Below are 21997 nucleotides of genomic sequence, written 5' to 3' on the forward strand. Positions count from 1 at the left end.
CCATATTGCTACGGTGGCGTAGCTTTTACCAAGCCGCGCCGGCGTAGGAAGTGCTCGGAGGCAACGTGCGCGTGGAGTCCGAGGGTGCGCGGCTGGCCGTGTTCGAGCACGGCGACCGGTCCGCGCCGACCATCGTCCTGGTGCACGGCTACCCCGACACGCACCGCGTGTGGGACGAAGTCGTGCCGCTGCTGGCCGACGAGTTCCACGTCGTCACCTACGACGTGCGCGGCGCGGGGGAGTCGTCCGCCCCGCGCGGGCTGGCCGCCTACCGGCTGCCGGTGCTGGCGCGCGACCTGTTCGCGGTGATCGCGGCGGTCAGCCCGGACGCGCCGGTGCACGTCGTCGCGCACGACTGGGGCTCGATCCAGGCGTGGGAGGCGGTCACCACGCCGGACGCGCCGATCGCCTCGTACACCTCGATCTCCGGGCCGTGCCTGGACCACGTCGGCCACTGGATGCGCCGCAAGCCGACCACCCGGCACCTCAGGCAGTTGCTGAACTCCTGGTACATCGCGCTGTTCCACCTGCCGTTCGTCGCGCCGCTGCTGTGGCGGCACGTGATCGGGCCCCGCTGGGCGGCGGTCGTGCGCCGGGTGGAGGGCGTCGCGCCGACCGTCGTGCGGGACGGCGTGCAGGGCATCGCGCTGTACCGGGCGAACTTCGTGCCCCGGCTGCGGTCGCCGCGCGTGCGGCGGACCGACGTGCCGGTGCAGCTCGTGCAGCCCGCGCGCGACCGGTACGTCACCGCCGGCGTGACCGAGGACGTCGAGCGGTGGGCGTCGGACGTGCGGCGACGGGTGATCGACGCGGGCCACTGGGCCCCGGTCACGCACGCCCGCGCGGTGGCGCTCCTGGTCGCCGACCACGTCACCGCTCACAGTCGCCCTGCGTGAGCCGCGGCAGCGCCTCCCGGGCCTGCTGCCGGGCGAGGTTCCAGGAACGCCAGTCGTCGGCGCCCACGCGGCGGTACTCCAGGACGCAGGCGCGCAGGTCCTCCGGCAGCCCGGCGAGCGCGGGCACCACGTCGTCGGAGAGCCGGGCCAGGTACCGGACGTCGACCTTCCCGGTGGCCTGGTGGCGGTCGACGTTGCGCTCGGCGATGAACCGCTCCGGGTTGAGCGCGCCGAGCGCGACCAGCGCGGCGAACCCCGTGCCCACGACGGCGCGGGCCAACCACCTGCCCTCCAGCCGCACGCCCGCCGCCAGCACCAGCAGGTAGACGACGCCCAGCCACAGCTCGCAGGCCGAGACCAGGACCCGGAGCACGGTGAAGCCGTAGGCTTGCTGGTAGAGCCACATGCGGGCGAGGGCGGAGGCGACGATCACCAGGGTGAGCACGCTGAGCGCGCCGAGCAGGCCGCGCAGCCACTTCCGGTCGGTCGGCGAGTCGAGCCGGGCCAACCGGGCGACGACCGCGATCACCCCCAGGGTCAGCACGGTGACGGCGAGCAGTTGCCAGAAGCCGGTGCGGGCGTAGTCGGCGTAGGTCAGGTCCGGGGTGACGAGGACGTGCTCGTCGCCCCCGAACAGCGTGGTTACCTGCACGGCGACGAAGGTGGCGAACAGCAGCACCAGCGCGCCCACCGGCAGCACCCACTCCCGCCGCGCGACCGTTCGGGGCAGGACGGGTGCCTGGTCCAGGACCGGCGGTGAGATCCGCAGGTAGGCCGCGCCGATCGTGCCCAGGCCGACGGTCAGGAACAGCACGACCGGTTGGCCGGAGGACTGGGCGGGGGCGATCGAGCCGAGGAGGTCGGCGAACGCGGCGTCGGCCCCGGCGAGGAGGGGGACGAACACCAGCAGCAGGCCGGCGGTCACCAGGATCGACCGGGCCAGGGGCGGTGCGCCGTTCTCCTTGACGCCGCGGGCGAGCCAGGGCAGGGACCGGACCGCCGCCACGGGCACCGCCGCCGCGCCGAACACGAGACCGCGCCCCGTCCGGCCGTCGGTGAACGCGAGCGACCCCGCGGCGCAGCCGGCGATGGCGCAGAGCGTGAACAGCCACTCGGCGGCGACGAACGCGCCGACCGCGAACAGGGCGACGGAGAGCAGGGCCCAGCCCGGCCGGACCTTGCGCAGCAGGGCGAAGACGAGGATCGCGGTGAGGGCCCAGCCGAGGCCGGGTTCGTCGAGGGGGAGCAGCACGGCCGCCCCGAGCCCTCCGGTGGCACCGGCGAGCAGTACGCGGTTGGGGGTCATGGATGTCGCCTCCAGGGCGCGCGCCATCGCCCGCTCTGCCTCGGCGGCGGGTGGCGCGGTCAGGTCGATCGGTTCGGTCGGTTCGGTCGGGCCGGTTCGATCAGGCCGGTTCGGTCAGGTCGGTCGGTCGAGCCGGAGCAGTGCCGGTCAGCCGGCGCCGGCGGGTGTGGGGCAGGTGGCCGGCAGGGTGGCGCGGATCCGGCAGCCCGGGCCGTCGACCACCGCGATCGTGCCGCCGTGCAGGTCGACGACCCAGCGGGCGATGTTCAGGCCCAGGCCCGTGCCACCGTCACCGGCCCGCTCGCCCCGCGTGAACCGCTCGAAGACCCGTTCCCGGTCCTGCGGCGCGATGCCCGGCCCGTCGTCCGCGACCTCCAGCACCAGCTCGGCCCCGACCGACGCGGAGATCCGCACCTCACCGCCGGCCGGACCGTGCCGCACCGCGTTGTCCAGCAGGTTCGCCACCACCTGCGCCAGCCGCGCCTCGTCCGCGTACACCGTCGCCGCGGGCGGTGCGACGGCCACGGTGAACCGCACCTCCCGGGCGGCCACCGAGGCTTCCGCCACGACCTCCGCCAGCAGCGGCTCCAGCGGGAACTCCGCCAGGTCGAGCCGGTGCGCGCCGGCGTCGATGCGGGACAGGTCGAGCAACTCCGTCACCAGCCGGCCGAGCCGCTCGGTCTGCGCCAACGCCGTCCGCATCGTCGCGGCGTCGGGCCGCGCGACCCCGTCCACCACGTTCTCCAGCACGTTCTGCAGGGCCGTGATGGGCGTGCGCAGCTCGTGCGAGACGTTCGCGATCAGCTCCCGCCGCTGCTGGTCCGCCGCACCGAGGTCCGCCGCCATCTGGTTGAACGCGCTCGCCAGCTCGCCGACCTCGTCCCGCGCCGTGGCGCGCACCCGCCTGCTGTAGTCACCGGCGCGCATCGCCCGCACGGCCGCCGTCATGTCCCGCAACGGCCTGGTCATCCCGTGCGCCATCACCTGCGACGTCACCAGCATGATCGCGATCGCGCCGTACGTCGTGCCCGGCGCGAGCCACCCGATCCGCAGCCGGAAGTACGTGAACCCGGCCGCCGCCGCCGACACCAGCAGGATCCCCAGCTTCAGCTTGATCGACCGCACCGGGTCCAGCGGGCGCGGCAGCCACTCCAGGGTCGTCTCGACCGCCGACCGCAAGCTCATCGCGGCACCTCCAACGCGTAGCCGATCCCGTGCACGGTCCGGATCAGGTCGGTGCCCAGCTTCCGCCGCAACGCCTTGATGTGGCTGTCCACCGTCCGCGTCCCCGTGCCGTCGGCCCACCCCCACACCTCGCTGAGCAAGCGCTCCCGCGACTGCACGGCCCGCGGCCGTTCGGCGAGGTGCACCAGCAGCTCGAACTCGGTCGGCGTCAGGTGCGCCTCCTCCCCGCCGCGCACCACCCGCCGCTCGGCCAGGTCGATCTCCAGGTCCGCCACGGTGATCCGCGCCGCCGCCGCCGACGCCGCCCGCTCCACCCGCCGCAACAGCGCGTGCACCCGCGCGGCCAGCTCGCGGATCGAGAACGGCTTGGTCAGGTAGTCGTCCGCGCCGACGGCGAGCCCGACCAGCAGGTCCGTCTCGTCGCCGCGGGCGGTCAGCATGAGCACCGGCACCGGCCGCTCGGCCTGGATCCGCCGGCACACCTCCAACCCGTCGAACCCCGGCAGCATCACGTCCAGCACGACCAGGTCGGGCCGGACGTCCCGGGCCCGGGTGACGGCCGACGGGCCGTCGTGCGCCAAGTCCACCTCGAACCCCTCGGCCCGCAGCCGCGCGGCCACGGACCCGGCGATGGTCAGGTCGTCCTCGACCACCAGAACGCGGCGTGTCATGCGGCCGACTCTATGTCGGAGCCGTGGAGGTGACCGGCGCGAGTTGTGAACGTCCTGTGCAGACCCCCACCACCCGCAACCGGCCCTCGCGCACGCACGTCATGGGGCCGTGAAGAGCTTCGGACCGGGCACGACGGTCGTCCGCCGAGCGGGCGCCGCCGGACCGGGCGGCCGGCCGGTGGCGGCTCGGCCCGTGGACCCTGCGCACCCGCCGTGGACCCCGCCCGGCACCGGCGGGCGGGGGTGACGTTGCCGCCGGTGCCGCCCGGCACCCACGGGTTCGCCCTGGACGTCGACGACCGCGGCGTGGTCGTGGGCGCGTTCGGCGGGCGCGCTGTCCGGTGGCCCTGACCGCCGGGGGCCCGTGCCACGTCCTAGGGTGACCGCGTGGCTGATGCGGTCCTGGAAGCGGTGCTGGAGCGGATCACGTTCGCCAACGAGGAGACCGGCTACACCGTCGCGCGCGTCGACCCCGGCCGCGGCGGCGACCTGGTCACCGTGGTCGGGTCGCTGCTCGGCGCGCAGCCGGGCGAGTCGATCCGGATGCGCGGGCGCTGGGGCTCCCACCCGCAGTACGGCAAGCAGTTCCACGTCGACGACTACACGACCGTGCTGCCCGCCACGATCCAGGGCATCCGCCGCTACCTCGGCTCCGGCCTGATCAAGGGGATCGGGCCGGTGCTGGCCGACCGGATCGTCACCCACTTCGGCGTGGACGCGCTGGACGTCATCGAGCACGAGCCGCAACGCCTGATCGAGGTGCCCAAGCTCGGCCCGAAGCGCACCAAGCTGATCGCCGCCGCGTGGGAGGAGCAGAAGGCCATCAAGGAGGTCATGGTCTTCCTCCAGGGCGTCGGCGTGTCGACGTCGTTGGCCGTGCGGATCTACAAGCAGTACCAGGACAAGGCGATCGACGTCGTCCGCGAGGAGCCCTACCGGCTGGCCAACGACGTGTGGGGCATCGGGTTCCGCACCGCCGACCAGATCGCCAAGGCCGTCGGCATCCCGCACGACAGCCCGCAGCGGGTCAAGGCCGGGCTCCAGTTCACGCTGTCCGAGGCCACCAACGACGGCAACTGCTACCTGCCGGAGAACGAGCTGATCGGCGCCGCGATCAAGATCCTCCAGGTGGACGCGGGCCTGGTGATCGAGTGCCTGGCCGAGCTGGTCGCCGAGGAGGGCGTGGTCCGCGAGGTGATGCCGGACGGCGAACCGGGCATCTACCTGGTCGCGTTCCACCGGGCCGAGATCTCGCTGGCCAACCAGCTGCTGCGGCTGCTGAAGACCGACGAGGAGCGGATGCCGGCGTTCCGGACCGTCGACTGGGAGCGCGCGTTCGGGTGGCTCGGGGCGTCGCTGGAGGACAAGCAGCGTGACGCGGTCCGGCTCGCCCTGACCCGCAAGGTGGCCGTGCTGACGGGTGGTCCGGGGTGCGGCAAGAGCTTCACCGTGCGGTCGATCGTGAAGCTGGCCGTCGCCAAGGGCGCGAAGGTCGTGCTGGCCGCGCCGACCGGCCGCGCGGCCAAGCGGTTGACCGAGCTCACCGGGCACGAGGCGCGCACCGTGCACCGGCTGCTGGAGCTCAAGCCCGGCGGTGACGCCGCGTACGACCGCGACCGGCCGCTCGACGCGGACCTCGTGGTCGTGGACGAGGCGTCGATGCTGGACCTGCTGCTGGCGAACAAGCTGGTCAAGGCGGTCGCGCCGGGTGCGCACCTGCTGCTGGTCGGCGACGTGGACCAGTTGCCGTCCGTGGGCGCGGGCGAGGTGCTGCGGGACGTGCTGTCCGCCGACAGCCCCATCCCGAACGTCCGGCTCACGCACATCTTCCGGCAGGCGCAGCAGTCCGGCGTGGTGACCAACGCGCACCGGATCAACAACGGCGACTACCCCGTCGTGCAGGGGATGCCGGACTTCTTCCTGTTCCCGGTGGAGGAGGCCGAGGAGGCGGCGTCGCTCGTGGTCGACGTCGTCGCCAACCGAATCCCGCGCAAGTTCGGGCTGAAGCCGCGCACGGACGTGCAGGTGCTCGCGCCGATGCACCGGGGCGCGGCGGGCGCGGGCGGGCTGAACGCGTTGCTGCAGGAGGCGTTGACACCGTCCACACCGGACTTGCCGGAGCGCCGGTTCGGCGGCCGGGTGTTCCGGGTGGGGGACAAGGTCACCCAGATGCGCAACAACTACGACAAGAACGTGTTCAACGGGACGCTCGGGATCGTCACGGCGATTGACGCCGTGGAGCAGAAGCTGACCGTTCGGACCGACGAGGAAGAGGACGTGGACTACGAGTTCGGCGAGTTGGACGAGCTGACCCACGCCTACGCCATGACGATTCACCGCTCACAGGGCAGTGAGTACCCGTGCGTGGTCATCCCAATCACGACGAGCGCGTGGATGATGTTGCAGCGGAACCTGCTCTACACGGCGGTGACGCGGGCCAAGAAGCTGGTCGTGCTGGTCGGCTCCCGCAAGGCGATCGGCCAGGCGGTCCGCACCGTCGGCGCGGGCCGACGCCACACCGCCCTGGACCACCGCCTCGCCCGGCTCGTCTGAGCCGGGACGGCCCCGCGCCACGCCGCCCCGGGCCCGGATTCGCGACGATGCCCTACGGCGTGCCACCTCCGCGCGAAGGGGCGCGACCTGCGCGGAGGCGCCGAGAATCGCAACCATGCACGCCCGATCGGGTCGGACCGCTTCCGAGCGCACAACGGCTGTTCGTGCCGCTTCCATCCCGCCCGCCCGCTCGCCCTCGCCCGATCCGCCGGACTGCCCGACCCGCCCGACCGGCTGCCCACCTCGGCCGGGCCACGGACGTGCCCACGCCCAGGCACATCCGCGGCGAAGCCGATCAACGTGCAGCGTTGCCACGGTGGCTGCATGCGTGCAACTGCCACCGCGGCCACGCCGTGCCGAACGGGCAACCGCCCGTCAGCCGTGTCCCCTCACCCGACCGGGACAGCCCGCCTACCGCATGGGGAACGCGATGTCGCAGACCTCGTCGTCCGGCCCGGCCGCGGCGAAGTCGGCGAAGTAGACCTCGCGCGGCGCGTCGTGGACGGCGTGCCCGTTGTCCTTGATCCACACGGCCACGGCGTCGTATGCCGACAGGATCTGCGGGAACGCCACCTGCGCCTTCGTCAGCCGCACGTACGCCTCCCGGTGCGCCGGCTCCACCCGCGCCGCCACCCCGCTCGGCGGCTCGGCCACCCCGATCGGCACGCACGCCTCGACCGGCCCGTCGCTGTCCTCGTTCACCTCGCCGTGGTAGACGATGAACGGCGCGTCGGACACGCCGCCGTGCGCCTCCGCGGCCCTCATCAGCCGGCCCATGGAACCGTCGATCCACTCCACGAGCGCCGGCTGCAGCAAGTGCCGCTGCTCGGTCAGCACCACCTGTTCGGGTACTTCCCGCTGCTTGACGTCGTACATCTCGACCAACCCCTTCCCTCCGGACAACACGACGCGGAGGTGGGCGGCCAGGCCGCGCTGCACGGCCATCCGGTGCTCGACCCCGGCCCAGTACCCGCCCAGCAGCTCGGCCCGCTCGTCCGGCGGCGCGGCCACGATCCGGGCCACGACCGACAGCGGCATGTCCAGCCGGCGCAGCAGCGCGACCAAGCGGGCCGTGGCCAACTGGTCCTCGCGGTAACGCCGGTAGCCGTTGCCCGCGTCGACCACGGCCGGCCGCAGCAGGCCTTGGCGCTCGTACAGCCGCAGCGCCTTCACCGACAGCCGCGAGCGGCGGGCGAACTCGCCGATCCCCAGTAGCCGTGCCACCGCCACATCCTCCACGGCGACGACCCTGCGGGCTGCCCCAAGGTCCGAGTCAACCGCCGGGGACCGGAAACTACTGCCGGTAGTTCTCGACCGTGCCCGGGTCGCGGGGCTCGGCGGCGTCCGGGTCCATGCCGGCCGCACGGCGGGCGCGGCGCTGGCGCAAGAGGTCCCACGTCTGGTCCAGGGCGACTTCGAGGTCACGCAGCCGGCGTGCGTCGCCCTCGCTCAGGCCGGCGCCGACGCCTGATCCCTCCAACCGGTGCTCTTCCTCCACCAGCTGGGTGATTCGTGCGACTAGTTCTTCGTCCGTCACGACTCCTCCTCCATCCGGACCAAGCGCCGGGTACCTCACCGGCATCTGTCAAAACCCCGTGCCGCCACGGGCAGGAATGGCCGGATGGCGGGTGTGCAAGGAGGCGGTTCGTCCCCCATCCTCCAGCTCAACCCTGCCTAGGAGGAACAACCGTGAAGTCGACCAGACGTTCACTGCTGACACTGGCCGTAGCCGGTGTCGCGGCGGCCGCGGTGGTCACCGGGGGCACCCCCGGCACCGCCGGACCCGCACCCGAGGTGGCCGCCGTCCAAGCCGGGCCCACCTACGTCTACAAGGTCCACGCGCCGCTCGGCGCCGCCGCCCAGAACCTGCTCGGGCGCGGCTTCGACGTGCTCGAGGACCGCGACGGCGACTACCTGTTCGTGCTCGGCGACGCGACCACCGGCGCCGGCCTGGAGCAGGCCGGGTTCAGCGCCGTGATCGACGAGGTGCTGCCCGCCCCCGAGTGGCAGCCGCCCGCCAAGAAGTCGCAGTCGCCGACGTTCGAAGCGGCCGACATCAACGAGACCTACTACGGCGGCTACCGCACCATCAACGCCCACTGGGCGCACCTGGACCTGGTCGGGCAGCAGTACCCCGCGCTGACCACGCTGGTCGACTACGGCGACTCCTGGAAGAAGACCCAGGGCGCGGGCGGGTACGACCTGCGCGCCATCTGCATCACCAAGAAGAACGCGGGCGACTGCGCGCTGAACACGTCCGCGCCGAAGCCCCGGTTCTTCGTCATGGGCCAGCTGCACGCCCGCGAGCTCACCACCGGTGACACGGCGTGGAAGTGGATCGACCACCTGACCACCGGGTACGGGGTCGACGCCGAGGTCACGGCGCTGCTGGACACCACCGAGGTGTGGGTCGTGCCGATCGCCAACCCCGACGGCGTGAACATCGTGCAGCAGGGCGGCAACTCGCCGCGCTACCAGCGCAAGAACGCCAACACCACGAACGGGTCGAACTGCTCGGGCACGTCGTCGTCGCAGGTCGGCATCGACCTCAACCGCAACACCGACTCGCACTGGGGCGGCGCGGGCACGTCCTCCAACCCGTGCGACCAGACGTACAAGGGGCCGTCGGCGAACTCCGAGGTGGAGACCAAGGCGTTGCAGGCGCTGTGGCGCAACCTCTACCGCGACCGCCGCGGCACCGGTGTCACCGACGCCGCGCCCGCCGACACGACCGGTGTCGTGATCTCCATGCACAGCTACTCGAACCTGGTGCTGTTCCCGTGGGGCTGGACCACGTCGTACAAGACGGGCAACGACGCGGCGCTGCGGGGCATGGCGCGGGACATGGCGTCGCTGGCCGGTGGGTGGCAGTACGGGCAGCCCGGCGAGGTGCTCTACAACGCGGCCGGCGCGACGGACGACTGGGTGTACGACGACCTCGGCGTGGCGTCGTTCGTGTGGGAGATCGGGCCGTCCTCGGGCACGTGCTCCGGGTTCTTCCCGGCGTTCTCGTGCCAGGCGTCGACGTTCTGGCCGAAGACGAAGCCGATGCTGATGTACGCGGCGAAGAAGGCGGCCAACCCGTACGGCGGCGGCGGCAACCCGCCGGTGGGCTGCGCGAAGCAGACCAACGACACCGACGTGGCCATCCCGGACAACGGTGCCGCGGTCACCAGCGCCGTCACCATCGCCGGCTGCGAGGGCAACGCTTCGGCGTCGTCGCAGGTGGAGGTGCACATCGTGCACACCTACAGGGGTGACCTGGTGATCGACCTGGTCGCGCCGGACGGCACGGCGTACCGCCTGAAGGCGTCGAACAACGACTCGGGCGACAACATCGACACGACGTACACGGCGAACGTGTCGTCCGAGGCGCGCAACGGCACGTGGCAACTGCGCGTGCAGGACGTGTACTCGGCCGACACGGGCCGCATCGACTCGTGGAGCCTGACCGTCTAGCCCAGCCGCCCGTCAAGCGGAGGACTCGCGAGCTCACGCGCGCGGGTCCTCCGCGCTCGCGTCGCGCCCGGTCGAGGGCCACGGGTCCGAGGCGCTCGGGTCGTCCTGCCCGACCGAGGCTAGCGTGATGACACCACCCTGGAGGCGGACCAGCACGTGGCGCGGGTCGTCGGGTGCGTCGGCCGGGCGCGGGGTGCACACGGCCATCAGCACCATGAGGTGGTCCGCGAGATCCTCGAACTCCTCCTCCGTGAACGGCTCGGCGAAGTTGGTCGGCCCGTGGTCGAAGTAGTACAGCGTCATCTGCTGCAGGGCGAACTCGCCGTAGCGGTTCAAGAAGCGCTGCACGTTGAAGAAGAGCCGGTCCTCGGAACCTGACCTGGACAGCCGTTCGTCCTCGTCCCGCCACTCCGAGACGATGGCGGAGACGAAGCTCTGGGCGACTTCGACCATCCGGGCCGCCGGGACGGGGTCGCGCGAGTCCTTGGTGTGCCGGTAGTGGTACCTGGCGAAGAAGCGGATCAGCGGGTCGCCCGCACGCAGGACGACGGCGCCGCCTTCCGTCGCCTCGCCGCGCACGAGGGCGGTGAGGTCGCCGATCAGCCTCGACCGCTCGGCCTCCCACCTGCGGGCGAAGTTGTGGCGCAGGTCGACGAAGTTCTTCCCGCGGAGGTCCTGGGGCAGTTCCTCGTGGTCGATCCGCCCCAGGAGCACGGGCACCACCACGACGCGCTTCTCATCCATCTCGCGCCACATCGCCGCGTCGAGCTCGTTGAGCACGAACTGCGACGTGAGCGAGTTGCGGGAGGTGAAGGCCAGCACCACGGAGCTGGCCGTGATGCCGTCGAAGACCTTCCGGCGGACGTGGTCGCCGAATCCGACTTCGGCCTCGTCCAGCCAGACCACCAGCCCGCTCGCACGCAGGTCGGCGACGACCTGCCGGACCTGGCTCCGGTCTTTGCGGCTGTAGCTGACGAAGACGTCGTGCTTGTTCGTCCGCGCGTTGGTCATGACGTCGCGTAACCCTCTCGAACCGTTCCGGCGAGGGGTGATCACTGTACGCGACCGCTCGGTCGCGTGGTGCCTCCTCGGCAGCGCGACCGTCCTGAGCGTTGAACTCATGGGTCCTGGGCGTTCGACTCGCGGGTCCTGGGCGTTCGACACGCGGGTGGGAAGCGCGAAGGGCCCTGCGGGGGAGACGCCCGCAGGGCCCTTCGGTGCAGGGTGCTTACTTCAGGCCGTTGCCCATCGCGGTGATGAGCTCGCCGTTGGCGGTGTCACCGTCGAGCGCCCAGAAGAACGCGCCGCCCAGGCCCTGGGTCTTGGCGTAGCCCATCTTGCCGCCGATGGTGGCCGGGGTGTCGTAGCTCCACCACTCGCTGCCGCAGTGCGCGTACGCCGTGCCAGCGATGGTGCCGGTGGCCGGGCACTTGGTCTTGAGGACCTTGTAGTCCTCGATGCCCGCCTCGTAGGTGCCCGGCGCCGCGCCGGTCGCCGTGCCGCCCGGGGCCGACTGGGTCACGCCGGTCCAGCCGCGGCCGTAGAAGCCGATGCCCAGCAGCAGCTTGGCGGCGGGCACGCCCTTGCCCTTCAGCTTCTGGATCGCCGCGTCGGAGTTGAAGCCGGCGGTCGGGATGCCCGACCACGACGTCAGCGGCGAGTGCGGGGCCGTCGGGCCCTTCGCGGCCCACGCGCCGAAGTAGTCGTAGGTCATGACGTTGTACCAGTCGAGGTACTGCGCCGCGCCGCCGTAGTCGGCCGCGTCGATCTTGCCACCGTCCGAGCCGTCCGCCGTGATGGCGGCCGTGACCAGGTAGTTGGCGCCGAACCGGGTGCGCAGCGCCTGCGACAGCGTCTTGAACGAGCCGAAGCCGCTGGTGTCGCAGGTCAGGCCGCAGGCGTTCGGGTACTCCCAGTCGATGTCGATGCCGTCGAACACGTCCGCCCAGCGCGGGTCCTCGACCAGCTTGTAGCAGGACTCGGCGAACGCGGCCGGGTTCTGCGCCGCCTGGCCGAAGCCACCGGACCAGGTCCACCCGCCGAACGACCACAGCACCTTGATGTGCGGGTACATCTTCTTCAGCTTGCGCAGCTGGTTGAACGAGCCGCGCAGCGCGCCCGTGTCCCAGGTGTCCGCCACGCCGTCGACGGAGTTCGCCGCGGTGTAGGCCATGTCGTAGTCGGCGTAGGCGTCACCGATGGTGCACTGGCCGTTCTGCACGTTGCCGAACGCGTAGTTGATGTGCGTCAGCTTCGCGGCCGAGCCGGAGGTGTGGATGTTCTTCACGAAGTACTGGCGGCCGTAGACGCCCCACTGGGTGAAGTAGCCCAGGTTCTTCCGCGAGCCGACCGGCGGGTTCGAGGTCGTGGTCGTCGTGGTCGTCGACGTCGTGGTGCTGGTCGTCGTCGTGGTCGTGGTGGTCGTCGTGGTGGTGGTCGTCCCACCGGCGTCACACGACGCGCCGTTCAGCTTGCAGTTGGCCGGGCCGCTGAACGCGCCGGAGTACGTCACGTTGAAGCCGAAGCTCACCGACGCACCCACGCCCACGTTGCCGTTCCACGTGTTCTTCACGGTCACGTGCTGGCCGCTGGTCGTGTACGAGCCGTCCCAGAGGGAGCTGACCTTGTGGCCGGCGGGCAGGTCGAACTCGACGGTCCAGGACGTGAGGGCGGCCGTGCCGCCGTTCTTGATCGTGTACTTGCCCTCGTAGCCGGTGCCCCAGTCCGAGCCCTTGCTGAAGGTGGCCGAGACGCCGCCCGCACCGCTGGCCGCGGGCGCGACGACCAGCCCCACCACCAACGTGGCGACCGCCACGAACAACGCTGTGACATGCCATCGGATCTTGGACATCGTGCTCCTTGTCAGGAAAGGAGTGCAGGGTTGACGCCACCATGTGGTTCAGACCACTTCACGGTCAAGGTCTAGACCATTGTCGTCACTCGAACGGAGTAGTGGCAAACCCTTCGGAACCGGTTCCGAAGACCAGGGACCACTAGGGGTGGACGAGCCTAAAGTCTGATCCCCTCCCAGACCAGGGTCCGACGTGCGCGCTCCGCCGGGCGGCCAGACTCGGACCCGTCGAGGGGGTCTCGGCACGAACGAGGAGGACCACTGTGAGGGGCAAGAGGGGAATCGCGTTAGCGGCCGTCGCGGGGCTGGCGCTCGTCGGCGTCGCCGGCACGGCGGTGGCGGAGCCGTCGGTCGACGCGGCCGGCCGGATCGACCGGCAGGTCGTCCAGCGGGCGTTGGACGAGATGGCGCGCACGGGGGCGCAGGGGGTCCAGCTCCGGGTCAACGACGGGCGGCGCGAGTTCACCGCGCGCAGCGGCACGGCGCGCGTCGACTCGCCGCGGCCCGTGCCGACCGACGGCCGGTTCCGGATCGGCAGCATCACCAAGACGTTCGTCTCGACCGTCGTGCTCCAGCTCGTCGGCGAGGGGAAGGTCGAGCTGGACGCGCCGGTGGCGCGCTACCTGCCCGGCCTGCTGCCCGACGGCGACCGGATCACCGTGCGCCAGGTGCTGCAGCACACCAGCGGGCTGTTCAACTACACGTCCGCCCTCCCGCTCGACCCGGACGGCCTGCTGGAGTTCCGGTACAAGACGTGGACGCCCGCCGAGCTGGTGGCGATGGCCACGGCACGGCCGCTCGACTTCGAGCCCGGCACGCGGTGGAACTACTCGAACACGAACTACGTCGTGGCCGGGATGCTGGTGGAGCGGGTCACCGGCAAGCCGTACGAGGTGGCCGTCGGTCAGCGCGTCCTGCGCCCGCTCGGCCTGCGGTCCACGTCCGTGCCGGGCACCCGCACCGACGTCCCCGGCCCGCACGCGCACGGCTACATCCGCGCGGGCGGCGAGGTCGTGGACATCACCGAGTTCAACCCGTCGGCCGCGTACGCGGCGGGCGAGATGATCTCCACGACGGCGGACCTGGACCGGTTCGCGGACGCGTTGCTGGACGGGCGCCTGCTCCGGCCGGCGCAGCAGGCCGAGCTGACCGCGACGCTGCCGTTCAGCGGCGGCTACGGACTGGGCATCACGTCGGAGCAGCTGCCGTGCGGCGTCACGATCCGGGGCCACAGCGGCGGCATCCCCGGCTACGCCAGCCTCATGATGAGCACGCCGGACACGAAGACCCGCCTGACGATGTCCGTGACGTTCGCCCCGGACCCGGGCCCCATCGCGGGCTACGAGGAGTTGATGAACGAGGTGTTCTGCTGACACCGGGCCGACCTGGTGAGGGCGCCGACCGCCCGGCGCCCTCACCGCTCGGCGGTCAGGCCCGCCACTGCTCCGCCGGCGCGACACCGGGCAGCGGCTTGCCGATGAGCGCGACGGGGATGAACAGGCAGACCTGCCCGATCGCCAAGGTGAGCGTGGTCAGCGCCTTGTCGTCGTAGTGGGCGGACGCTTCGGCGTACAGTTCGTCGGTGACGCGCTCGCCGTGCGGGTTGGGGGTGAGGACGGCTTCGACGAGCGCGAGCGCCGCCCGTTCGGCCGGGGTGAAGTGGGGCGCGTCCCGCCAGGACGCGACGGCCGTGATGCGGTCCTCCGTCTCGCCGGCCCCGCGCAGGTTGCCGGTGTGCAACGTGGTCAGGTAGGTGTTGCCGACGAGCTGGCCGGCCCGCAGGTGCACCAGGCCGATGGTGGTCCGCGGGATGGAGCCGTTGCCGACGGCCTGGAACAGGGCTCCGGCGATCTGCGCCAGTTCGGGGACGAGCCCGGCGGGGTCGGGCAGTCGCGACTGGCGGGCGTCGTGCGTGGTGGTCATCGGGGACCTGTCCTTCCGGGATGTCGCCGTTGTCACCGCGTTGACGTTCGGCGCGCGCCGGATGTGACCGCCCGTGCGGCCGGGAACGGGTGGCGTGGGCCACCGGCGACTCGCGGCGCGGACGCCGACGGCCCGTCCGGGGGCAGGACGGGCCGTCGGGTGGGGAAGGGCGCGGCGGCCGGGCGGCGGCCGGCGCGCCCGCGGTCTAGTAGGGCTTTGTTAGGTGCTGTTGACCTGCGGTTGCTGTGGTGTGGTCGTGGCCTGGACGGGTTGTCGGCAGGTGTGGCAGACGCCTGTCCAGGCCGCGAGTAAGGCTTGGAGTTCGCGCAGGACGGCGTAGAGGGTCAGACCTGCGCAGGGGCTTTTGGGGTGCGGCGCAGCCGGGTGCAGATTGCCTGCGCGACCGAGGCCAGCGTGACGTGGCGGTGCCAGCCGATCCAGGAGCGGCCCTCGAAGTGGTCCAGGCCGAGGCCGTCCTTGAGTTCGCGGTAGTCGTGTTCGATGCGCCAGCGCATTTTGGCCAGCTTGACTAGGTCGCGCAGGCGGATGTCGACGGGCAGGGTGGACAGCCAGTAGTCGGTGGGTTCGGGTTCTCCGGTGGGCCATTCAGCCAGTAGCCAGCATTCGGGCAGGCTGCCGTCGGGGGCGCGGGGGATGTTGCGGTTGGCCGGGCGCACCCGCAGCGCAAGGAAGCGGGAGCGCATGGTCGCGGTCGGGTTGCCCGCGCTCCTGCGGGAGCCGTGGCGCCAGACCACGAACCGCCCCGCCGAACGCCCGGCTTCGGTGACCAGGGTCTTGGCGGTGACGGGCTTGTCCGGGTAGGTCGTCTTCGTCGGCGGGCGGCCGATGCCCGACCAGCTCGGCGGGACCGGGGCCGTCGAGCCGGGATGCAGGCTGGTGGAGGCCGAGACCGCCACCGCGTAGGTCAGACCGCGGTCGGTCAGCCCCTGGCGGAAGGCGGTGTTGTCGCCGTAGGCCGAGTCGGCCACCACCGGCCGCCGCGGCATGCCCCAGTCCAGCAGCTCGTCGATCATGTCCAGGGCCAGGCGCCACTTCTCCCGGTGCCGCACTTGGTCGGGGATCGCGCAGCGGGCCCGCTTGCGGGCGATCTCCGCGGCTGTCCGCTCGTCGTCGGCCTTGGTGTCGTCCCAGGACTCGGGCAGGAACAGCCGCCAGTCCACCGCGGCCGAGGTCCAGTCGGTGACCGCGTGCACGCTGACCCCGACCTGGCAGTTGCCCCGCTTGCCCAACGCCCCGCAGTACATCCGCGCCACCCCGGGCGAGGAGGTCCCGTCCTTGGGGAACCCGGTGTCGTCCACGGCCAACGCGTCCGGGTCGACGAACCCCGCCGCCCACACCGCCAACCTGCGCCGGACCTCGACGTGGTCCCAGGTCGAGGTGGTGACGAACTGCTGCAACTGCTGATGGTCCACACCGAGGCGCTCGGCCATGGGCTGCATCGACTTGCGCCTGCCGTCCAACAGCAGCCCACGCAGATACAGCTCACCCTTGCCGCGCTGGTCACGCCGGGCGAACCCGCCGAACACCTCCGCGGCGAACCCTTCGATGACCGGCCGCACCTCGGCCATCTCCTCCGGCGTCACCACCGCAGGAAACCACACCGCCCACACATCCCATCACTCGACCTAACAAAGCCCTACTAGGTGGTCGCGAGGAACTTCTCGACCTGCGCCACCACGAACGCGTGGTCGTCGGCCTGCGGCAGGCCGGAGACGCCGACGGTGCCCACCACGCCGACACCGGCGACGATCACGGGGAACACGCCGCCGTGCGCGGCGTAGCGGTCGGGGTCCAGGCGGGAGTCGGTCTCGAACGTCTTGCCGCTCGCCCGGAAGCTCTCGCCGACCCGGTAGGAGCTCTGCCCGTACCGGTCCACGACGCGGCTCTTGCGGTCGATCCACTCGTCGTTGTCCGCCGACGTGCCCGGCAGCGCGGCGTGGAACAGCCGCTGCTGCCCCCGCCGCACCGAGATCGTCACGGGCAGCGCCTGCGCGCGGGCCGCCTCCAGCAGGAACGCGCCCAGCGCCAGCGCCACCTCGTTGTCGAACGACGTGAACACCAGCCGGGACTCCTGCTCGGCCAACGTCTCCAGCAAGCTCACAGCGACACCACCTGTCCGGTCCGGGCGGAGGTGAACGCCGCCTCGATCACTTCCAGCGCACGCACGGCCGACTCCGGCTCGACCGGCAGGGGGCCGCCCTCGGTCAGGGCGGTGACGAGCAGCCGGTAGAACTCCGAGTACGCACCGGGCAGACCCACGACTTCCTCGGCGTCGTCCGGCAACCCCAACCGGCCATTTGTCGACAAATCTTCAAATGGCTTGCCTGCGGCCAGGGCCTCCTCCTGCCGGTCCAGACCGTGCGAGACGTATGCGCCGGTCGAGCCCAGCACGCGCAGCCGCGGCCCGTGGTGCGAGGCGGTGGAACTCGCCCAAAGGTGTGAACGGACCCCGCCGGCGTGCGTCAGCGCCACGAAGACGTCGTCGTCCACCTCGACGCCCGGCCGCCGCCGGTCCAGCTCCGCGTACACGGTCGCGACCGGCCCGAACAGCTCCAACGCCTGGTCGACCAGGTGCGCGCCGAGGTCGTAGAGCAGCCCGCCCGCCTCCTCGGGCGCGCCGAACTCGCGCCAGTTGTCCCAGACCTCCGGCACCCACCGCTCGAACCGCGACTCGAACCGCGTCACGTCGCCCAGCGCGCCGTCGGCCAGCAGCGACCGGACCGTGCGGAAGTCGCCGTCCCACCGCCGGTTCTGGAACACCGTCACCGGCACGTCGCGGTCCTTCGCCGCCTGGAGCACCCGGCGGGCGTCGGCCGACGACGGCGCGAACGGCTTGTCCACCACGACCGCCATGCCCGCCTCGATCGCGGCCAGCGCCAGCGGCACGTGCGTGCGGTTCGGGGTGGCGACGACGACCACGTCCAGGTCGAGCCCGAAGAGCTCCTCGACCGCCCGCGGCAGCCGCACGCCGGGGTAGGTGGCCTGGGCGTGCGCCCGGCGGGTCGGGTCGGCGGTGACGACGGCGGTCAGCTCCAGGCCGGGCGTCGCCGCGATCAGCGGTGCGTGGAACACCCGGCCGGCGATGCCGTAGCCGAGGAGTCCGGTGCGGAGAGGCATGCGCCGATTAAAGCAACACCGTGTAGTAAAGCGCCAGGTGCGATGATGGACGCGTGGCCAACTTGCGCTTCCTGCGGGGGTACAACGACGCGGTGGTGCTCGGGCTGGCCCGCTCCGGCGCGGTCACCAGGGTGGAGCTGGCCGACCGCAGCGGGCTGACCCCGCAGGCGGTGTCCAAGGTGGTCAGCAGGCTCATCGACGACGGCCTGCTGGTCGAGTCCGGCACCCGCAACGTCGGTGTCGGCAAGCCGCGCACCCTGCTCAAGCTGGTCGCCGACTCCCGGCTCGCGCTCGGCGCGCAGGTCGAGCGGGACGAGCTGAGGGTCGTGCTCACCGACCTCGCGGGCACGGTGCTGGACCGCGCGGTCGCACCGCTGCCGCGCGACTTCGACCCGCCGACGTTCGTGGCGGAGCTGAACCGGCTGGTCGACGGCCTGCGCGAGGACCGGATCCGCAGCGAGCGGCTGCTCGGGGTCGGCATCGGGTTCGTCGGACCGCTGGACCACCGCACGGGCGTGGTGCACTACCCGACCGGCCTGACGGCCTGGCACGACGTGCCGCTGCGCGCGTTGGCCGAGCAGCGGCTGGGCCTGCCCGTCGTGCTCGACAAGGACACCAACACGGCGGTCGTGGCCGAGGCGTGGCGGCGCGGGGAGGAGCTGCGCGACGCGGTGCTGGTGCTCGTCGGCACCGGGCTGGGCATCGGCATGCTGCTCGACGGCCGCGTGCACCGGGGCGTGCGCACGAACGCGGGCGAGTACGGGCACACCACCCTCCAACTGGACGGCCCGCCGTGCGTCTGCGGGCGCAGCGGGTGCATCGAAGCGCTGCACAACCTCGCCGCCGCCCGCGGCGACCTGGTCGAGGCGACGTCCGTCGTGGGGGTGGCGGTGGCCGACCTCGTGCAGCTGCTCGACATCGACCACGTGGTGCTGGCCGGGCGCGCGGTGCTCGCCGAACCCGCCGCCTACCTCGACGGCGTGCGGGCCAGGCTGCCCAAGGACGAGTGGCTGCCGGTGGACGTGTCGATCACCCCGTTGGGTGATGACGTGGTCGCGGCGGGGGCCGCGATGCTCCTCCTGAGCGAGTTCTACGGCCGTCCACGCTGACCGGATTGGACATGCCCTGCTCACGGGCACTCGTGCGGGTGATTCACTGTGCGGCATGTATGCGCTCCGGTACGCCGTCGGCACCGACCCCGGCCTGCGCCGTGAAGCGAACGAGGACTCCGTGTACTTCAGCGAACGCCTGTTCGCCGTCGCCGACGGCATGGGCGGGCACGCGTTCGGCGAAGTGGCGAGTTCGATCGCGGTGGCGGTGCTGGCCGACCTCGACGTCGAGGCCGACGACCCCCTCGGCGAACTGGCCGGCGCGACCCGGGAGATCGCCATCCGGCTGACCGACCTGGCCGAGGAGAACTTCGACATGCGCGGGATGGGCACCACGCTCACCGCGCTGCTGTGGGACGGCGAGAGGTTCGCGGTCGGGCACATCGGCGACTCGCGCTGCTACCTGGTCCGCGAGGGCGAGCTGAGCCAGATCACCCGCGACCACACCATGGTGCAGGCGCTGGTGGACGACGGCCGGATGGCCGCCGAGCAGGCCGCCGAGCACCCCGGCCGGTCCATGCTCATGCGCGCGTTGCAGGCGGGCAGCGCGCACGACCCGGACCTGTTCTTCGCCGAGGTCGAGGTGGGCGACCGGTACCTGATCTGCTCGGACGGGCTGTCGGACGTGGTAGGCGCGGCGGAGATCGCCGAGCTGCTGACCGCCACCGCCGACGGCGACGACACCGTGCGGTCGTTGATCGAGGCGGCCAACGCGCGCGGCGGCCCGGACAACATCACCTGCGTCGTGGTCGACGTGCTGCCCGCGGGCAACGCGTCGTGGCTGCCGGGCTGGCTGACGCGCTAGCCGGACCGCACGACCGGTGTCCACAGGGGACCGGTCAGTCGGGTGGCCGCACGCCCAGCAGGTCGTGCAGGGCCGTCTCGCCGGTCGGGGTGAGGCGCACGGCGCGGCCCGTGCCGACCCGGCGCACCCAGCCGCGCTCGTGGAAGTGGGCGTGCAGGTGCGCGCCCGCCGTGCCCGCCAGGTGGGAGCGGCGCTCGGTCCAGTCCAGGCAGGCCTTGGCCAGCGGGCGGCGGCTGGCCGGCGGGGTGAACGCGAGCTCGCGCCCGAGCCAGGCGAGGCCGTCGTCGGTGACGGCGAGGTCGGCCGTGAGCAGGCCGCGGGTGGTCATGGCGTCGGTGATGGCGACGCCGAGGCGGCCGGCCAGGTGGTCGTAGCACGTCCGGCCCCGGCGCAGCGCCTGGTCGGCGGTGGAGGCGCGCAGGGTGCGCCGCGGCGGGTCCGCGGGGCCGAGGTAGGCGAGCAGCTCTTCGAGCAGGCGAGCCTGCTCCGGGCCGGCCAGTTGGACGTAGCGGTGGCGGCCCTGTCGGCGTTCGACCAGGAGTCCGGCTTCGCTGAGGCGGCTCAGGTGCTCGCTGGTCGTGGACGCGGTGACGTCGGCGGCTTCGGCCAGTTCACCCGCCGTCCACGCCCGGCCGTCCATCAGCGCGAGCAGGAAGCGGGCCCGCGTGCGGTCGGCCAGCAAGGCCGCCAGGGTGGCGAGTTGGTCCGCTGCCATGGGGCCCATTGTGCGCCCGTGACGGTTCGGCGGTGGCCGAAGTGATGGCGTCCTACGGTCACGCCATGGACGTGCTCACGGATTCGTCGTATGTGGTTCCGCCCGTGCCCGCGGCGGCGGTCGGGGTGGCGTGGCTGCGGGCGTCGGTGGCGCGGTTCAGCGAAGGTGCGGACCACGTGCGGCGGCGGGCGGTGGCGGAGCGGGTGCTGGGTGGCGTGGCGCCCGGGTCGTTGCGGCGGGCGGGTGAGCCGGTGGCGGTGCTGGCGGAGGCGATGGGGCTGCCCCGGTCGGTCGCGGCGGACGTGGCCCTGGTGGCGTCGTGCTACCAGCCGCACGTCCCGGTGCCGGCGGAGGCCGACGCGGCGGTCGGGCGGCTGGTCGAGGTGTGCGGCGGGGCGTGGGACGAGGAGACGGCCGGGCGGATCGGGGTGCTGGTGCAGGCTTCGGCGGCGACGCGGGCGTTGCTCGCGGGGGTGGAGCCGCCGGTGCCCGTGACGCGGCGGGTCGCGCCGGACGGGTCGGTGGTGGAGGTGGAACTGCGTGACGCGTGGTTCGGGGCGGGACGGCACGCGTGCCCCGGGCGTGCGCACGCGTCGGCGCTGGTGGAGGGCTCGCGGGCGTTCCACCGGCTGCACGACGAGCTGCTGGTGCTGCCGAACGCGTGGGACTTCGCGTCGGCGGCGGCGTTCGCGCGGGCGGGGTTCGCGGCGGTGGGGACGACGAGCCTGGGCGTGGCGGTGGCGCACGGGCTGCCGGACGCGGCGGGGGTGGCGCGGGCGGAGACGCTGGCGTTGGCGCGGCTGCTCGTGCGGCTGCCCGTGCCCGTGACGGTGGACGTGGAGGCCGGGTTCGGCGGTGACGTGCGCGAGCTGGCGGCGGAGCTGTGGGAGCTGGGCGTGGCGGGGGTCAACGTGGAGGACGGGCGTGGCGCGGGGCTCGCGGACCCGTCGGAGCACGCCGGGATCGTGCGGGCGTTCAAGGAGGCCGCGCCGGGCCTGTTCGTCAACGCCCGGGTGGACACGCACTGGCTGTCGGTCGACCAGGGCTCGACCCTGCGGCGGGCCCGGACCTACGCGGACGCCGGTGCGGACGGCGTGTTCGTCCCGGGGTTGCGTGACGAGCACGAGATCGCCGCCACCGTCGCCGCGCTCTCCGTTCCGCTGAACACCCTGCCCGACCTGCCCCTGCGCACCCTGCGTGCCCTGGGCGTCCGCCGCGTGAGCACGGGCTCCCTCCCGTTCCGCGCCGCCCTCGCCGCCGCCGTCGCCGCCGCGACCGCCGTCCGCGCCGACCGCCCCCTCCCCACCGACCTCCCCACCTACCTCGAAACCACCACCCTCCCCACCCCGTGAGTCGAACACTCAGGTCCCGAGTGTCGAACGCTCA

20 protein-coding genes are annotated in these 21997 nt (G+C 72.4%); 8 read left to right on the top strand and 12 right to left on the bottom strand.

Annotated features, from left to right (window positions below; all coding sequences use genetic code 11):
• Positions 1-65 precede the first annotated feature (65 nt).
• On the top strand, positions 66-896 hold the full coding sequence (locus tag FHX81_RS26490) for an alpha/beta fold hydrolase (protein ID WP_170232178.1): 831 nt from the start codon (positions 66-68) through the stop codon (positions 894-896).
• On the opposite strand, the gene FHX81_RS26495 is transcribed toward FHX81_RS26490, so the two are convergent.
• The 3 genes from FHX81_RS26495 to FHX81_RS26505 form a co-directional block, all read right to left on the bottom strand.
• On the bottom strand, positions 871-2202 hold the full coding sequence (locus FHX81_RS26495) for a DUF4153 domain-containing protein (RefSeq protein WP_211363567.1): 1332 nt from the start codon (positions 2200-2202) through the stop codon (positions 871-873). The genes FHX81_RS26490 and FHX81_RS26495 overlap by 26 nt on opposite strands.
• Before the next feature lie 147 nt (positions 2203-2349).
• Positions 2350-3387: a sensor histidine kinase gene (locus FHX81_RS26500; RefSeq protein ID WP_141980760.1), complete on the bottom strand. Its 1038-nt coding sequence runs from the start codon at positions 3385-3387 to the stop codon at positions 2350-2352.
• Positions 3384-4058, bottom strand: a complete 675-nt coding sequence (locus FHX81_RS26505) for a response regulator transcription factor (RefSeq protein ID WP_141980761.1) — start codon at positions 4056-4058, stop codon at positions 3384-3386. Before FHX81_RS26505 ends, FHX81_RS26500 begins: the two co-directional genes overlap by 4 nt.
• Positions 4059-4271: 213 nt before the next feature.
• On the opposite strand from FHX81_RS26505, the gene FHX81_RS40770 reads away from it, so the two are divergent.
• Together FHX81_RS40770 and recD2 are read left to right on the top strand one after the other, a co-directional pair.
• Positions 4272-4409, top strand: a complete 138-nt coding sequence (locus tag FHX81_RS40770; protein WP_170232179.1) for a hypothetical protein — start codon at positions 4272-4274, stop codon at positions 4407-4409.
• Positions 4410-4445: 36 nt separating this feature from the next.
• Positions 4446-6611, top strand: a complete 2166-nt coding sequence (recD2, locus tag FHX81_RS26510; RefSeq protein WP_141980762.1) for an SF1B family DNA helicase RecD2 — start codon at positions 4446-4448, stop codon at positions 6609-6611.
• Between the two features lie 411 nt (positions 6612-7022).
• Here recD2 and FHX81_RS42660 read toward each other — a convergent pair whose 3' ends face one another.
• Together FHX81_RS42660 and FHX81_RS26520 are read right to left on the bottom strand one after the other, a co-directional pair.
• Positions 7023-7835, bottom strand: coding sequence for a MerR family transcriptional regulator (locus FHX81_RS42660; RefSeq protein ID WP_281291754.1), 813 nt, complete (start codon positions 7833-7835; stop codon positions 7023-7025).
• Between the two features lie 70 nt (positions 7836-7905).
• On the bottom strand, positions 7906-8148 hold the full coding sequence (locus FHX81_RS26520; protein ID WP_141980764.1) for a DUF2630 family protein: 243 nt from the start codon (positions 8146-8148) through the stop codon (positions 7906-7908).
• A gap of 152 nt (positions 8149-8300) precedes the next feature.
• On the opposite strand from FHX81_RS26520, the gene FHX81_RS26525 reads away from it, so the two are divergent.
• Complete coding sequence (locus FHX81_RS26525) at positions 8301-10070, top strand: M14 family zinc carboxypeptidase (RefSeq protein WP_246107982.1); 1770 nt, start codon at positions 8301-8303, stop codon at positions 10068-10070.
• Positions 10071-10103: 33 nt separating this feature from the next.
• On the opposite strand, the gene FHX81_RS26530 is transcribed toward FHX81_RS26525, so the two are convergent.
• Both FHX81_RS26530 and FHX81_RS26535 read right to left on the bottom strand, forming a co-directional pair.
• A complete protein-coding gene (locus FHX81_RS26530) occupies positions 10104-11081 on the bottom strand; it encodes a toll/interleukin-1 receptor domain-containing protein (protein ID WP_170232180.1) in 978 nt (325 codons plus the stop codon).
• Positions 11082-11298: 217 nt separating this feature from the next.
• Positions 11299-12921: a glycosyl hydrolase family 18 protein gene (locus tag FHX81_RS26535; protein WP_141980766.1), complete on the bottom strand. Its 1623-nt coding sequence runs from the start codon at positions 12919-12921 to the stop codon at positions 11299-11301.
• 263 nt (positions 12922-13184) lie between these two features.
• Here FHX81_RS26535 and FHX81_RS26540 point away from each other — a divergent pair, with 263 nt between their 5' ends.
• Positions 13185-14294, top strand: coding sequence for a serine hydrolase domain-containing protein (locus FHX81_RS26540; RefSeq protein ID WP_141980767.1), 1110 nt, complete (start codon positions 13185-13187; stop codon positions 14292-14294).
• A gap of 55 nt (positions 14295-14349) precedes the next feature.
• Here FHX81_RS26540 and FHX81_RS26545 read toward each other — a convergent pair whose 3' ends face one another.
• The 4 genes from FHX81_RS26545 to FHX81_RS26560 form a co-directional block, all read right to left on the bottom strand.
• Positions 14350-14844: a carboxymuconolactone decarboxylase family protein gene (locus FHX81_RS26545; protein ID WP_141980768.1), complete on the bottom strand. Its 495-nt coding sequence runs from the start codon at positions 14842-14844 to the stop codon at positions 14350-14352.
• A 344-nt stretch (positions 14845-15188) separates the two neighbouring features.
• Positions 15189-16448 (bottom strand): IS701 family transposase, encoded by a 1260-nt coding sequence (locus FHX81_RS26550; RefSeq protein ID WP_425473873.1) that lies wholly within the window; start codon positions 16446-16448, stop codon positions 15189-15191.
• Between the two features lie 56 nt (positions 16449-16504).
• Positions 16505-16966 (bottom strand): heme-degrading domain-containing protein, encoded by a 462-nt coding sequence (locus tag FHX81_RS26555; protein ID WP_141980769.1) that lies wholly within the window; start codon positions 16964-16966, stop codon positions 16505-16507.
• A complete protein-coding gene (locus FHX81_RS26560) occupies positions 16963-17982 on the bottom strand; it encodes a Gfo/Idh/MocA family protein (protein ID WP_141980770.1) in 1020 nt (339 codons plus the stop codon). The genes FHX81_RS26555 and FHX81_RS26560 overlap by 4 nt, the downstream gene beginning before the upstream one ends.
• Before the next feature lie 53 nt (positions 17983-18035).
• Here FHX81_RS26560 and FHX81_RS26565 point away from each other — a divergent pair, with 53 nt between their 5' ends.
• Together FHX81_RS26565 and FHX81_RS26570 are read left to right on the top strand one after the other, a co-directional pair.
• On the top strand, positions 18036-19091 hold the full coding sequence (locus FHX81_RS26565; protein WP_141980771.1) for an ROK family transcriptional regulator: 1056 nt from the start codon (positions 18036-18038) through the stop codon (positions 19089-19091).
• Between the two features lie 55 nt (positions 19092-19146).
• A complete protein-coding gene (locus tag FHX81_RS26570) occupies positions 19147-19896 on the top strand; it encodes a PP2C family protein-serine/threonine phosphatase (RefSeq protein ID WP_141980772.1) in 750 nt (249 codons plus the stop codon).
• Positions 19897-19930: 34 nt separating this feature from the next.
• On the opposite strand, the gene FHX81_RS26575 is transcribed toward FHX81_RS26570, so the two are convergent.
• Positions 19931-20611, bottom strand: a complete 681-nt coding sequence (locus FHX81_RS26575) for an ArsR/SmtB family transcription factor (RefSeq protein WP_211363569.1) — start codon at positions 20609-20611, stop codon at positions 19931-19933.
• A gap of 32 nt (positions 20612-20643) precedes the next feature.
• Here FHX81_RS26575 and FHX81_RS26580 point away from each other — a divergent pair, with 32 nt between their 5' ends.
• Positions 20644-21963 (top strand): isocitrate lyase/PEP mutase family protein, encoded by a 1320-nt coding sequence (locus FHX81_RS26580; protein ID WP_246107983.1) that lies wholly within the window; start codon positions 20644-20646, stop codon positions 21961-21963.
• The last annotated feature ends 34 nt before the right edge of the window (positions 21964-21997 follow it).

Origin of the sequence: Saccharothrix saharensis, from assembly GCF_006716745.1 — a bacterium.
In the GTDB taxonomy this organism is placed as follows: domain Bacteria; phylum Actinomycetota; class Actinomycetes; order Mycobacteriales; family Pseudonocardiaceae; genus Actinosynnema; species Actinosynnema saharense.

Coding starts and splice junctions, on each gene's coding strand:
- FHX81_RS26495 (WP_211363567.1), bottom strand. CDS start 2,202: ATGACCCCCAACCGCGTACTGCTCGCCGGTGCCACCGGAGGGCTCGGG.
- FHX81_RS26500 (WP_141980760.1), bottom strand. CDS start 3,387: ATGAGCTTGCGGTCGGCGGTCGAGACGACCCTGGAGTGGCTGCCGCGC.
- FHX81_RS26505 (WP_141980761.1), bottom strand. CDS start 4,058: ATGACACGCCGCGTTCTGGTGGTCGAGGACGACCTGACCATCGCCGGG.
- FHX81_RS26530 (WP_170232180.1), bottom strand. CDS start 11,081: ATGACCAACGCGCGGACGAACAAGCACGACGTCTTCGTCAGCTACAGC.
- FHX81_RS26535 (WP_141980766.1), bottom strand. CDS start 12,921: ATGTCCAAGATCCGATGGCATGTCACAGCGTTGTTCGTGGCGGTCGCC.
- FHX81_RS26545 (WP_141980768.1), bottom strand. CDS start 14,844: ATGACCACCACGCACGACGCCCGCCAGTCGCGACTGCCCGACCCCGCC.
- FHX81_RS26560 (WP_141980770.1), bottom strand. CDS start 17,982: ATGCCTCTCCGCACCGGACTCCTCGGCTACGGCATCGCCGGCCGGGTG.
- FHX81_RS26570 (WP_141980772.1), top strand. CDS start 19,147: ATGTATGCGCTCCGGTACGCCGTCGGCACCGACCCCGGCCTGCGCCGT.
- FHX81_RS26575 (WP_211363569.1), bottom strand. CDS start 20,611: ATGGCAGCGGACCAACTCGCCACCCTGGCGGCCTTGCTGGCCGACCGC.